Annotated in this window: 13 protein-coding genes and 1 other annotated feature; of the genes, 3 read left to right on the forward strand and 10 right to left on the reverse strand. The window is 28.9% G+C overall.

What is annotated here, in order from left to right; genetic code table 11:
• Positions 1 to 154: 154 nt before the first annotated feature.
• On the reverse strand, positions 155 to 1408 hold the full coding sequence (locus F3K33_RS17100) for a PTS ascorbate transporter subunit IIC (RefSeq protein ID WP_202864746.1): 1254 nt from the start codon (positions 1406 to 1408) through the stop codon (positions 155 to 157).
• 548 nt (positions 1409 to 1956) lie between these two features.
• On the opposite strand from F3K33_RS17100, the gene F3K33_RS17105 reads away from it, so the two are divergent.
• Entirely contained in the window at positions 1957 to 2286 is a 330-nt protein-coding gene (locus F3K33_RS17105; protein ID WP_023974390.1) for a cupin domain-containing protein, read from the forward strand.
• Between the two features lie 287 nt (positions 2287 to 2573).
• Here the strand turns inward: F3K33_RS17105 and rhaM are convergent, their stop codons facing one another.
• From rhaM to F3K33_RS17120, 3 genes are read right to left on the reverse strand one after another with little or no spacing between them, the layout of a single operon-like run.
• A complete protein-coding gene (rhaM, locus tag F3K33_RS17110) occupies positions 2574 to 2888 on the reverse strand; it encodes an L-rhamnose mutarotase (protein ID WP_023974391.1) in 315 nt (104 codons plus the stop codon).
• Positions 2889 to 2920: 32 nt separating this feature from the next.
• Complete coding sequence (locus F3K33_RS17115) at positions 2921 to 3556, reverse strand: RpiB/LacA/LacB family sugar-phosphate isomerase (RefSeq protein WP_023974392.1); 636 nt, start codon at positions 3554 to 3556, stop codon at positions 2921 to 2923.
• Between the two features lie 15 nt (positions 3557 to 3571).
• Positions 3572 to 4375 carry a gluconate 5-dehydrogenase gene (locus F3K33_RS17120; protein ID WP_023974393.1) on the reverse strand — a complete coding sequence of 268 codons (804 nt, stop codon included), beginning with the start codon at positions 4373 to 4375 and terminating at the stop codon, positions 3572 to 3574.
• Between the two features lie 190 nt (positions 4376 to 4565).
• Here F3K33_RS17120 and F3K33_RS17125 point away from each other — a divergent pair, with 190 nt between their 5' ends.
• Both F3K33_RS17125 and F3K33_RS17130 read left to right on the forward strand, forming a co-directional pair.
• Positions 4566 to 5423: an AraC family transcriptional regulator gene (locus tag F3K33_RS17125; protein WP_039769273.1), complete on the forward strand. Its 858-nt coding sequence runs from the start codon at positions 4566 to 4568 to the stop codon at positions 5421 to 5423.
• A 184-nt stretch (positions 5424 to 5607) separates the two neighbouring features.
• Positions 5608 to 6537, forward strand: coding sequence for a peptidoglycan-binding protein (locus tag F3K33_RS17130; RefSeq protein WP_031275721.1), 930 nt, complete (start codon positions 5608 to 5610; stop codon positions 6535 to 6537).
• A gap of 73 nt (positions 6538 to 6610) precedes the next feature.
• On the opposite strand, the gene F3K33_RS17135 is transcribed toward F3K33_RS17130, so the two are convergent.
• The 6 genes from F3K33_RS17135 to F3K33_RS17160 form a co-directional block, all read right to left on the reverse strand.
• Complete coding sequence (locus F3K33_RS17135) at positions 6611 to 7294, reverse strand: YjgB family protein (protein ID WP_039769271.1); 684 nt, start codon at positions 7292 to 7294, stop codon at positions 6611 to 6613.
• Positions 7295 to 7720: 426 nt separating this feature from the next.
• A complete protein-coding gene (locus F3K33_RS17140) occupies positions 7721 to 7969 on the reverse strand; it encodes an AbrB/MazE/SpoVT family DNA-binding domain-containing protein (RefSeq protein WP_012059552.1) in 249 nt (82 codons plus the stop codon).
• A 169-nt stretch (positions 7970 to 8138) separates the two neighbouring features.
• Positions 8139 to 9170, reverse strand: coding sequence for a DUF1646 family protein (locus F3K33_RS17145; RefSeq protein ID WP_039769268.1), 1032 nt, complete (start codon positions 9168 to 9170; stop codon positions 8139 to 8141).
• A gap of 160 nt (positions 9171 to 9330) precedes the next feature.
• Positions 9331 to 9384, reverse strand: a sequence feature (sodium ion sensor (DUF1646 type); this cis-regulatory element may regulate processes involved in with the transportation of sodium ions).
• A gap of 146 nt (positions 9385 to 9530) precedes the next feature.
• The gene (locus F3K33_RS17150; protein ID WP_039769266.1) at positions 9531 to 12641 is read right to left on the reverse strand and encodes a PAS domain S-box protein; all 3111 of its coding nucleotides are present in this window, start codon (positions 12639 to 12641) and stop codon (positions 9531 to 9533) included.
• A 118-nt stretch (positions 12642 to 12759) separates the two neighbouring features.
• Positions 12760 to 13110, reverse strand: coding sequence for an SdpI family protein (locus F3K33_RS17155; RefSeq protein WP_039769263.1), 351 nt, complete (start codon positions 13108 to 13110; stop codon positions 12760 to 12762).
• 20 nt (positions 13111 to 13130) lie between these two features.
• Complete coding sequence (locus tag F3K33_RS17160) at positions 13131 to 13625, reverse strand: prolyl-tRNA synthetase associated domain-containing protein (RefSeq protein WP_039769261.1); 495 nt, start codon at positions 13623 to 13625, stop codon at positions 13131 to 13133.
• Positions 13626 to 13724: the final 99 nt, after the last annotated feature.

Here is a 13724-nt window from a genome sequence, read left to right on the forward strand (position 1 = left end):
TAAAACTGAAAGCTAGATAAAATCTAACTTTCAGTTTTAAATTTTATAGATAAACAATATATAGCTCAGATTTATTTTATAACTTACTGAATTTATACATATTACTATTATTCATACTTTTATTTAATTAGTTTGTTATATTCTATGGATTTATCTATATAAATCTGGCTATAAACCAAAGAATTAGTGAAGTAACTGTAAAATCTGAATCTGCAAATGTTACATTTCCTGCATTCATGCTTGTAAAAATAAACAATGTAACTGCTGGCATTACACAGAGGAATAATCCATCTAGAATGCTACCTATTATTGCACCACGAAGACCTCCAGTTGCATTTCCATATATAGCAGCAGCACCTCCAGTAATAAAACAAGCCATTAGCCCTGGAACAATAACAGGTAATCCAATTATCGGAAATATTAATATACATACAACTCCTGTAGCCAAACTTACTAGGAATCCTATAAGTACTGCATTAGGTGCTTTATCAAATAAAACTAACACATCAACTGCTGGGGTCGCTCCTGGAGCAAATACATCAGCAAATCCTTTAAAGGCAGGTACAATCTCTTCAGTAAATAAGTTTACACCTTGTTTTGCAACAAACAATCCTCCCGCTAACATAGCTGATTGCTTTAGGCAATATACAAAGAAATTAAGACCTCCTGATAATTCATACACAAATCCTGTTCCACCTTTGATTCCAGCAATTAAAAACAGTGCTAACATTGTTAAAGTTGTTGCTACAATAGAATCTCTCAAAAATGATATTGATTTCGGCATATTTATTGATTCAGTAGACTTTTCCTTATTTCCTACTAGCTTTCCAACTAAAGATGAAATAAAATATGCAATCATTCCTGAATGTCCTACTACATATTCATCTGTGCCAACGATTTCAGCACTAGCTTTACGTAACGCAAATGGAGCTATTGACATATATATTCCTACAATTATACTTCCAATTATAATCGTTATTATTTGTGAATAACCTAATCCATTCATAACAGCTGTAATAGCACATGACATGAATAACATTAGATGCAGAGATAAATATATAAACTTAAATTTTGTGAAACGAGCTATTATAATGTTTAGAAGCATTGCAAACAATAATATCAAAGATGCTTGTACACCTAATGTATCTAAAGTGATCGATAGTACAGCTTCATTACTTGGAATTATGCCTGTAATATTAAAAGCATGTGTGAATATTTTTCCAAATATAGCTAATGAATCTCCAATTATTGAACCGCCAAGCTTAATTAAAATAAATCCCATAAAAGATTTAATAGTCCCTGTAATTATCTCTGGTATAGATTTTCTTTGAAATAATAATCCTAATAAAGTCACTAACGCAATAACCACTGATGGTTCCCTTACAATTCCTATAAACGTTGTCATCATAATATATATCTCCTTTATTTTATAAATAATCAATTTTCAAGACTTATAGCAAGCATTTCTAAGTTTTCGTAACATTGACCCATAAAATTTTAATAAGTACTCTTTCTTAAAATGAAATCCACAATAAATTAATTCGTTTACATACAATTCATTAACTTATCCATATTTATTAGTTTTTAACTTTGCATACCGTTCATACTAATAAAAAAACTTTCTCCATTTTCCATTCATATCCTCTCTTCAAAACTAATATATAATATTTTTACTAAACCGGTTTATTAAATATTATCATATAATGATAGCGATTGCAATAATCTTATAAAATATTTTTATCTTCTATATATATTTTAATAATGAATCTATATTAGCAACACTATTAGCATAAATACTAGATAATCACTAGAATGCATGAAGTCAATTGCAATGCATATTCTCTATTATTAAGTACTTATCTACTTCATAAATAAAATTTTTTATAAATATAATTTGAAAATATATAAGAACTATGATATTATTTTAGTAAATCGATTTATAAAGGAGAGGCTTTTATGATTATTAAAAATGAAAATGCAATTATACAACATCCAGACGATAATACAACAAGAAAAATTCTAGCTAATGGAGATTCTCTATTAGGAGCAAGAGTTATTTTCGATAAAACAACTACATCAGTTATTCCTCACACTCATCCTCATGATCAATTTACTTACGTTTTGAAAGGGAAGCTAAAATTCATTATAGATGGTGAAGAAACTATAGTAGCCGCTGGAGATTCTTTATTATTTCCTTCAAATGTTCCACATGGTTGTATTGTTTTAGAAGAAGGTTCTGAAGTACTAGATGTATTCACACCAACAAGGGAAGATTTCTTAGAATAATTTGATCATATAGGATTTCTCGTTAAAAGTTTGAAATATACTAGTCAGATGAATTGGATATATATTTGTAAAATTTTCACAGCAATATAGAACAAATATGTATCTAATTTTGGCTGATATTCATATATGTTCGATTCTCATTGTGAAAACCTAGTGATTATTTTATATTAATTAAACAAAATAGCTCTCCAATTATACAGTATAACAACTTTATAATTGGAGAGTTATTAAAATTTATAAAGAAAATTTTTAATACCTAATAATTTTCTTTTTCTATAGACTTATACCTAGTCTAAATGAAATACTTCTTTCAATTCAACTGAAACAGGACTATTGTCCTCATTAATTTCCATGATATCCTTTATATATTTCCACCATTTTTGACATATCTCTGTTTCTGAACTTTTATTCCACAACTCTTCATCTTCTATTTCCAAATAAGCAAATAAGCTTCTTGACTCAGGATCTAAGAAAATAGAATAATTTTTCGCACCATATTCGCGCAACATATCTACCATCTCAGGCCAGATTTCATCGTGACGTTTCATATATTCATCATAAAAATCTTTAAATATTTTCATTTTTATGCCTTTACGAATCATTTTAATTTCTCTCTAATACCTACAGATACTTATTATAATATCCCTTTAATATACTCTGCTATTTCATCACATTTACAGTTATCAAAGAAATATTCTTTAAAATTAGTTCCACTTACAGCACCTTTTAATAAATCTCGATCTATATTCTTTAAGATTGTTAACATATCTGTATGTGTTACCTTTTTAACTTCATCTAGTATTTTTTTATTTCTTTGTTCTGGTACTACTCTATCCTTTGGATATCCTTGACCACTTTCACCTTCAAATAATTTTTCAAAGATGTATTCTAAATTTAATTCAGCTCCCCATCCAAATCCTTTGGCAAACGGAAGAGAAATTGCATTTCCATCATTTATTTGTGCAAACATGTACGCATCAGATGGATCTACTATATGACCGCATAAAACACCTGGGAATGCATTACATGCAAGCATTGCACCTTCCCCTGTTCCACATCCTGTAATTATATAATCTGCTGCTCCTGAGTTTAATAATATTGCAGCTAAAATACCATTTTGAACATATGTTAATTGTGCTTCCCCTTCTACTCCATACATTCCATAGTTAAATACTTCATGACCTTTTGGCTCTACAACTTTTTTTAGCGACTCATATATAATTGAATTTTTTGCTGCTTGACTGTTCTCATTTATTAATGCTATTTTCATACTATCGTTCCTTTCCTATTGAGGTTGTTTTCCTATATAAGCTAAGATACCACCATCTACATATAAAATATGACCATTAACAAAGTCTGATGCATCAGATGCTAAGAATACAGCTGGTCCTGCTAAATCTTCTGCTGTTCCCCAACGCGCTGCTGGTGTCTTTGCAATTATAAATTGATCAAATGGGTGTTTCGAACCATCTGGTTGAACTTCTCTAAGTGGTGCTGTTTGTGGTGTAGCTATATATCCAGGCCCTATACCATTACATTGGATATTATATTCTCCATATTCAGAAGCAATGTTCTTTGTTAACATCTTTAATCCACCTTTTGCTGCTGCATATGCTGAAACTGTCTCTCTACCTAACTCACTCATCATTGAACAAATGTTTATTATCTTTCCGTGACCTTTTTTTATCATTCCTGGTATTACTGCTTTAGACACAATAAATGGTGCATTTAAATCTACATCAATAACCTTACGGAAGTCTTCTGCTTTCATTTCAAGCATTGGAATACGTCTGATTATACCTGCATTATTTACAAGAATATCAATTACTCCAACTTCTTTTTCAATTTTTTCAACTAATTCATTTACTTTAGCTTCATCTGTTACATCACAAACATAGCCATGAGCTTTTATTCCTGATTCTGTGTAAGCTGCTAGTCCTTTATCTACTAATTCTTGATTAATATCGTTAAATACAATAGTAGCTCCTGCTTCAGCATAAGATTTTGCGATACTAAACCCTATACCATAAGAAGCACCTGTTACTAATGCAATTTTTCCCTTTAATGAAAATCCATCCATAATTCCCATAATGAAAATCCTCCTCTATGTGTTACATTTTATATTTACAGTATATCACTACATATAATCAATTTCTTGTTATATCCTTTCGAAAATATTGCAAATCTTGAACCATAGATTTATAATGAATGCATTATATATTAGGTACTGATGTTTTTAAAGTAAACTTACACTAAAAATGAAAGGAGAAGTTTTATTTATGAAAGAAGAAAATTCTTGTAAGGCTTCCATAAAGAACTGCTTAGAACAACGCTATTTCTCTATTGCACGCCTATATAAAGAAGAAAAAACGATGGACATACATATACATGACTGTTATGAAATATATTACTCTATATCCGGCGGAAAACAAATACTTATTCATAATAAGCTATACGACATTAGCCCTGGAGATCTATTTGTAATTAACCAATATGAAAGTCATCACGTTTCCAAGGTTGATAGGGCTCATGAACGAATTGTTATATCGATTCATCCAGAATTTCTTAAATCTATATCAAGTGATAAAACAGATTTAAGTTATTGTTTCACAAATCGTAGTGAGAATTTCAATCATAAGATCTCTTTAAATAAAGAACAGCAACAACATTTTCTTTATTTTATCAATAAGATAATAGCTACTAATGGATATGGCTCTGACATAATTGAATATGCATCTTTTTTAGAACTAATTACTTTATTAAATGGAATTTATACTGCAAATAATAACTTACATATTGATGATCACTCTTATAAATACAATCAACAAGTCCAAGAAATTATAACATATATAAATGAAAATATTACTGAACCTATTACCATTGACTATTTAGCAAATCATTTTTATTTAAGTCCATCTTATATATGTAGAATATTTAAATCAGCTACTGGAACTACTATAAATAAATATATTTCAGCACGAAGAATAACCATAGCTAAGTCATTGTTAGCTAATGGCACAAATGTCAATGAGGTTTGTGAAAAATGTGGTTTTAATGATTATACTAATTTTCTAAAAACCTTTAAAAATGCAGTTGGGATTTCTCCTAAAAAATATTCAACATTTAGTATAAGTTAACACTTAATTTTTTTGTATAACTACCTTAAATCCATAATATATTTATTAGTAACATTATCTAATTAACTAAAGTGAAATCTTTAGCGAAAACTTAGTTTTTGAGTTTATATAAAGCATAATATGAAAATAAAGTCATGCATTTTTAAATTTTGATTAGTTTAACAATTTTAAAGGAGATATGATTATGTTACTGGAAAAAGGCTCTACTGGTTCTTACGTTACTTATCTGCAATATGCCTTAAAAATCAAATGTTACTATTTTGATATAGTTAATGAGGAATTTTCAACTACAACATATAATGCAGTGATAAAATACCAGAATTCAAAGGGATTAACTGCTAATGGTGTAGTTGATGATACTACTTGGACTATTTTAAAAACAGATATTCAATTAATTCAGCAGCAACTTAATAGCAAAGGCTATGTCTTAACTGTTGATGGTATTGCTGGCATTAATACCTATAATACAGTAGTAAAATTCCAAAGAGAAAACGGTCTTGCACCTGATGGAATGGTTGGCTCTAGTACATTAGCAGCTTTGGTTAGTCAAACACCAAGTACACCGTCGTCTTCAACATCTGAAAAAATTGTTTCAATAAATCAGCTTAATGACGTGGGTTGGAAAAATGTATCCATTAATCAAATCAATGAGCTAAATAGCTGTTTAAAAACATTTGCTATAATAACCTTTCCAAGGTTAAGGCATTTTATAAGCCAATGCAGTTATGAATCTGAATGTGGATTTTACACTAAAGAAGTTGATCCTGGTTATAAATACGAAGGTCGTGAGGATTTAGGAAACATATATCCTGGAGATGGTCCAAAATTTAAGGGTGCTGGTTATATACAGATAACCGGTCGAAGTAACTACCAAAGTTTTTCAAATTATATGCGCGACAAAAATATTATGGATGGAGTTAGCTACGTAGCAGCTAATTATCCTTGGATGAGTGCAGGTTTCTGGTGGTATACTAATAATATGAATTCTCTTTGCGATAGCAGATCTTCTGTTGAAACTATAACAAGAGCTGTTAATGGTGGATTAAATGGCCTTAGTGGCAGGCAAAAATATTATGATATTTGTCTCAGAGTTTTTAGGAGTGATATCTACTAATTACTATATTTTTTATTACATAATAAGGATATGCCTCAAAATAAATATTCAAAAGCATATCCTTATTACTAATCTACCATTCTCTGCCCTTATCACCAGACATATTATTTTTAGTTCCACTAGGATATAATACTGAGTAATGGTCCAATTTAGGATCATTTCCAGAGTCCTTAAAAACAAATAAAATCTTAAACTCGCTTCCAGATTTATAGCCTATAATCCTTTCCCCATTTGATGTAACATCATGATCTGGCTGACCAAAAAAGTCTTTAACATCTGAAAGTGAAATTTGTTTTAGCTGACTGTCAAATGATCTAACTTCAAAAACTTGATCACCTTTATTAGTACCAAAGACAACATTCTTACTTGAATAAGTAGCATAATTTCCTTTTGCTTCTCCTACCCAATCTGATTTATCTGCTTTTCCCCACTTTTTTTCTATATCCTGTAGAGTTGAAGTTTTTACTGGGAAATCGCAGTTAATAATCTTCCCCTCTTCAGATAATTTCTTAATATTATCAAGAACGGCTTTCTGTGCATTGTTTTCAGTATTTGACGTCTCAACATTACTATTTTCTGAAGGAGCATCTGACTTTGAATTTTTGTCTTCACTGCTTTCACTAGTTTCACTGCTGTTTTTGCCATTATTTGCTGCATCACCTGAAGGCTTACTTGAATTCGAGCATCCTGCCATTATAGTTACAAACAAGGTCATAACAATTATTACTATTGATTTTTTATTAAAAAATAAACTCATATCATTTCTTTAGGCATATCACTATAAGAATCTATAAATTCCTTAGCCTAAATACTCACTTCCTTTCCTTTTATATAAATATTTTAACTTAGATTCACTAAAATACCACAATTATATAATACCCATGATTCATATTATTACTCATTAAAAAATATGGTTATTATACTCTAATTTTATCACTTTTATCATTTAAATAGGAACCTCTTAATAAATAAAATTACTAATAAACTTACTTCTATAATAAAATCTTGAGGATTTATGAGTTTCGTTAATATAACTTTTTCCTTTTAAGAATAATTTATAATCAATAGATGGTATTAAAATCAAGGCTTAGATTTTTTTGATACTAAAAATCTAAGCCTTGATTAAATAGAATTACATCATTAGTAATTTTCTTAAAACTTCATAAAAGAGAATTGAATTTTCTTATGTATTTAATTTCTTTAATTCTTTTATACATTCTTCGCAGATAGCAACTTCTTTAAATTTAGTAACACTTTTTATATTGCCGCAAAAAATACATCCAGGAGCATATTTTTTTAATATTATTTTCTTTTCTTCTTCAAAAATTTCTAAAGAGTCCTTTTCATTAATTGAAAGTAATTTCCTTGTTTCCTTTGGAATTACGACTCTTCCGAGTTCATCGACTTTTCTTACCATTCCTGTTGCTCTCATTATCAACGTTCCCCCTTAATATATTATAATTCTACTATAATATATTTCGGAAATTATTTACAGTCTCATTTTTTCAAATTATGGCAAATTAATACCATTTTTTAGCTTTAGATTCTTATTATCAGCGTTATTGATAGATTTTAAATATTTTTACATTTTTCAAAAAATTCTATATTTTAAATAGAATAATATAATAAATTATCATGATAGTCATTCCAAGTGGAATCCCAAGCTTCATCCATTCCTTGCTGTTAATTTTTAATTTACCGGCAGAAATGATATTAGGAATATTCCCTGGAATCATCATTCCCCCACTAATGAGTAACCCCATTAACACTGCTTTAACTTGTGCCTCAGACATTTTCACACTTACTTCAGCAGCTGCTAGTGTTGCGTTATCAAGGACAGCTGATGACATATTGAACCAATATAAATAGCCAGTATGAAGATTTATCACATAATTATCAATTAATATCTTAAAGCCTTCTCCAAGTAATTCCAAAGCTATAATAAATAAAATAATTTTAAGTGCTCTTATGAATATTTCCTTGTTAGTTTCTTCTATAATAATTTCTTCTGTATTATTTGATTCTATTTTTTCTTGAATACCGTAAAATGTACCAATAATTCCAAGAATAAATATAGCAGGTATTATATAGACTCCATACTTATCTAATAGATACCAAAAGCTCACATTAAGTTTTGAAACAATCATTGTAGACAATGGCTCTCCTATAGGTGTTAATACAGCTCCGATTCCAATTGAAAAACATGCAACCACATCAATATTGATTTTATTTTTTCTACTTATCGGCAATATGCTAACTATTTCTACTAAAAGCAGAGCTGCAATAATGGCAGTTATTATGCTTGATAAAAACCCAATAATAACTATTAACAAAAATATGAAAAGTTTTAATGGTACATATTTAAGAATATATGTAAGTGCTCCTTCTATATGAGTTGATAGGGCTTTAAATATAAATCCACCAATTAGTACTGCAACAGCTATTGTATACATAAATTTATTTTGAATAATTCCTAAAAATAATTCTTTATTTATAGCTCCTGATGTGACACATGCCAATACTCCTACTATAAATAGAAATATTTCAAGATTATTTTCAACTTTCTTTGATACTATTGGTAATACAAATGTCACTACCAATAATAATATTAATACATAAAACAATTTCAACACTGCCCTTTCTTCATAAAATGAATTTGATTACTGCTTAATTCCTATTAGATTTTCACCATAATTAACAAAATTACAAATGATTTAAAGTTAATCTCTTGGCATTTTTAATTTAGCACTTTATCTAGATATAGTAATAAAAAAAGTGGGAAACTCAAATAAGAGTTTCCCACCCTGGAAACAAATTTCTTGGAATCAAGTGCAAACTTGTCCAACCGATAAAAAAATATTCTATTAAATCTTTCAAAATTATAGCATAGAATCTATAAAAATTCAAATGGAATATGTAATAAATACTAGCAATGTATTTTTATAAATTGCATTTAGCAATGAGATAGTTTAATAAAAATCTACGGTAATTTTCTATGAATAAATATCCGAAAACTCTACATGTGTAGTTTGTATTAGACGATTTCCAGAAAACTCTACCACTTCGCTTTCACCCTTCTCTTGAACTATGCTTTCACTAGGAAGAAATATTGAGAAAGCACTTCCTCTTCCGACCTTACTTTTAAGAGATATAGTTCCTCCAATTGCTTCAACAAATTTCTTAACCAAAGATAAACCTATTCCAGTTCCTTCTGCTTGTCTTGATAAAGAACTATCAACCTGACCAAACCTTTCAAAAATTATATCAGCTTTCTCTTGAGGTATTCCTATACCTTTATCTTTAACTTCAATACAGATGCCATGTCTTCTTGAGAGTATTTTTACACTAATTGATTTTCCTTCTGGAGTAAATTTAATGGCATTTGATAAGAGATTGAGCAGTATTCTTTCATACTTTTCATCATCTATCCCAACTATCTTTTGTTTAACTGATGATGAAAATATTATATCAATGCTCTTTTGACTAGCATACGTATATACCGAATCAACAATAGCCTTAGTCATAAATATTATATCTATGTTGCTTTTATTAACTTTTATTCTTCCTGCATTAGCTCTGGTAATATCCAATATATTATTTACTAGTCTTAGCTGCCTAAATGAATTTAATCTTATCATCCTTAAGTACTTTTTGAGCCTGTCCGATAATTCTTCACTGCAAAAATAATCTATCGCTTGAATAGCAGAATTTATAACATTAAGAGGTGTTCTAAACTCATGGGATATAAGTGATAAAAACTCATCTTTCATTTCTAATGCTTTTTCAAGAGTCTCATTTTTTTCTCGTTCAGCTTCCAAAAGCTTAATTTGAATTTTTTCTAAAGCTTTCTGATTTTCTATGAAATCTGTTATATCTCTACTATTAATAATTCCATAAGCAAAGTTTCCTTCTTTATCAAAAACAGGAGTTCCACTCACGGAAACATATTGTTCACACTCCCCTATTTTTATCTTCATAAAGTATTCTTTAACGTATTCTCCACGTATAATCTTACAATGTGGTATATCTTCTGCTATAATCTCAGATCCATCTAAATCTAAAAACTTTTTGTTTGTATCCTTTGGATGATTATAATCCCAATAATAGCTCATTCTTTTTTGTGCCATCTTATTTTTCAAGAAAATTTCGCCATCTTTATTAAAAACATAAACTGAATCTTGCATATTATCAAGAATGGCCTGTAACTGCTCTTTTTGCTCCAATATTTTTCTTTCATTATTAAACCGCTCCGTAATATCATGAGCAGAAATCAATTTTGTAATTAAATTTTTCCTATCATCATATATTGGGCAAGCGCTTACACTATAATGAATAGTTTTATCTGGTCCTTTAGCTGTAATAATGAAGTTTTTAATACTCTCACTATTCTTTAACTTAATACCTGGTAGATCATTTACTTCAAGCAGATTTCCATCTTTATCATAGTATTTAGTATCTTTGCACGTATCACCAATGCTTTTATATCCATTAATATCGTATATAAATTTTTCTGATTCTTTATTTAATAAAGTTACACTGTTATCTGGATTAAACAAAAACATTCCATCTGATGCACTGCTAATAATTGCTTCAAGTTTTTTATTTTGTTGTTCTATAAGCATCTGTGCTTCAATATCATGTGTAATATCGTGACAGCAAAGAACTGCAAATTTTATATTTCCATTGCTATCATAAATAGGTCTTCCATTTAAACTAATATGTTTTGTTGTAGTAGCATTTTTTAGAGTCATTATGTCATTTATAACTACTTCTCCCTTAAATACTTTTGAAATAGTCATTTCTTCTTTATGAATCTCATCTCCATTTAAATCATAAAACTTAAAATGATTGGGATTACTTATCCTCCTAAGATTAGTACCCTTAAAATATTCTTCAGCAGATTTATTAGTTAAATAGCAATTTTTATTACTATCATAAATAACCAGCGCATCGTCTATACTTTGTATAATATCATCTAATTCAGCTTTTTGATGTTTAATTTCCTCTTCTAACTTCTTCCTTTCAGTTATATCACGATTAGTTTCAAGTACTACTAGCTGCCCATATTCATCAACAAAAATTTGATGACTTGTTTCAATGATAAGTTTTTTTCCATCTTTTTTAGTATGCTCTATTTCACCGCTCCATACACCATCTTCCAGTATACTCTCCTTAATAGTTTTTATGTCTACCGAACGAACAGTTTTTAATAAATCATGACTTATGCAGCCAACAGCCTCATCGCTGGTATAGCCATACATAAGCTCTGCACCTTTATTCCAATAAGTAATACTTCCATTTAATTTCCAAGCAAAAATAGCTTCTCTTGATAAGTTCAACATGTCTGCCTGTCGTTTTAACGTATAATTCTGCTGCTTAATTATTTCTGCCTGTTCCTCAATTTTTTTTCTATGTACCACCTGTTCAGTTGTTTCTGTAAGCATTGCAACGCAATATTTTATTTCACCATCTTCAAAAATAGGTATTAATGATATTCTCCAATAAGTAATTCCTCTACTAAAACCATCATATTGATATTCATCTATATTACATGCGCATTTAGTTCTAATCAAGTTATTCCAAAGCCTTTCATATGCACTTCCCTTAAAACCCGTCACAAACTCAGATATATGTCTTCCTATACAATTTTCTATTTTATTAAAAGGCGCATCCATAAAACTTACATACTTCTCATTAGTTTTAAGAAGCGTCATATCCGGAAGACTATATACTCCTACTCCATAATAATTATCTAAAATTAATTCATTTAAAAATGAATGTTTAATTTCAATATTAGAATTCATTTTTTCACAAAAGATATATATCTCTTTTTCTTTCTCACATATTACTTTTATATTAACAAATTTAACTCCTAAAGATTTCGTGAACAAAAAATAGTTGATCTTCTCATCAATATCGCTAGTATTAACGTTTGGACCAACCCTTAATTTTTCAAACACATTAATTATGCTACTATTCAATAATTCCTCATATCTATACTCTGTTAATTCTATAAACTGTGCACTAACATCAACAATTAAACCATTTTCTATAACTAAAAAAATTGGACTTTTCTTGTATTCATTAAGCTTTTCTTCTTTCATCTATGACACCCCCATTGCTAATAACAATTATCATTAGTTATAATATTCGCATAGGGATATTTTAGCATAATATGACATATTTTTCTACAAAACTACGTAAAAAGTAGAATTATTACTCTTATTTACGTTTACCATCTTTATCAAATACTTTTCTTAAATGAACCTCTGTATAAAATATTGATATTAAAACAATTATTAAAGATCCCATAACACATATTATATTTGATCTGCCTGGATCGTTCCCATATAAAGAAGTTATTATAATCGAGAAAATTATAGCTATAACTGCACCTAATATCATCATTGTTCCACCATAGGTATTTGCTTCTTTCCATACATCATTATTTTTCTTAGAAAAAGGAGTTCTATATCCATAAAAACTAGTTATCTCCTTCGGCGGCCACAATTTTAATATTACACCCAAAATAAGAAATACTACACTTAGTCCTAGGCTACCTAATATCTCCATAAAACTTTCCTCCATTTAAGCTATATATCTATATATTTAAATCCATTTTTACGCCACAAAATAAATTTTTCAAAATCTTTATAAGAAATTCCTATTGTCGCTGTATTTACATTAGGATGAAAATTTACAATATCCTGATTAGCTAAATCTTTATCTATTAATACTATAACTTCTCTATTAGAATCGTTTATTAATCCAAAAGGAGTAACTGATCCTGGTGTTAGATTTAAATATTTATATAAACGTTCTTCTGATGCAAACGATAACCTAGTACTTCCAATTTGCTTATCTAAAGCCTTTAAATCAACTCTCTTATTTTCATCTAAAACAACTAAGTAATGGGTGTCTCCTTTTCTGTTCCTAATAAAAAGATTTTTACAATGACCTCCTGGAATATCGATATCTAAATTTTTAGCTTCTTCAACTGTATATATTGGATTATGCTCATATTTAGTATACTTAATACCTAATAAATCTAATATTTCATACACTTTCTGCTCATTTGTAGTACTCATTTTTTCTCCTTTTCTATAAGAATATATACCCTTCTCATATAATTTAATCTTTAAAATATATTGTTTATTATGTTGTGTAATTTTACCTAAATACAATAT

Source organism: Clostridium beijerinckii, from assembly GCF_008705175.1.
Taxonomy (GTDB): domain Bacteria; phylum Bacillota; class Clostridia; order Clostridiales; family Clostridiaceae; genus Clostridium; species Clostridium beijerinckii.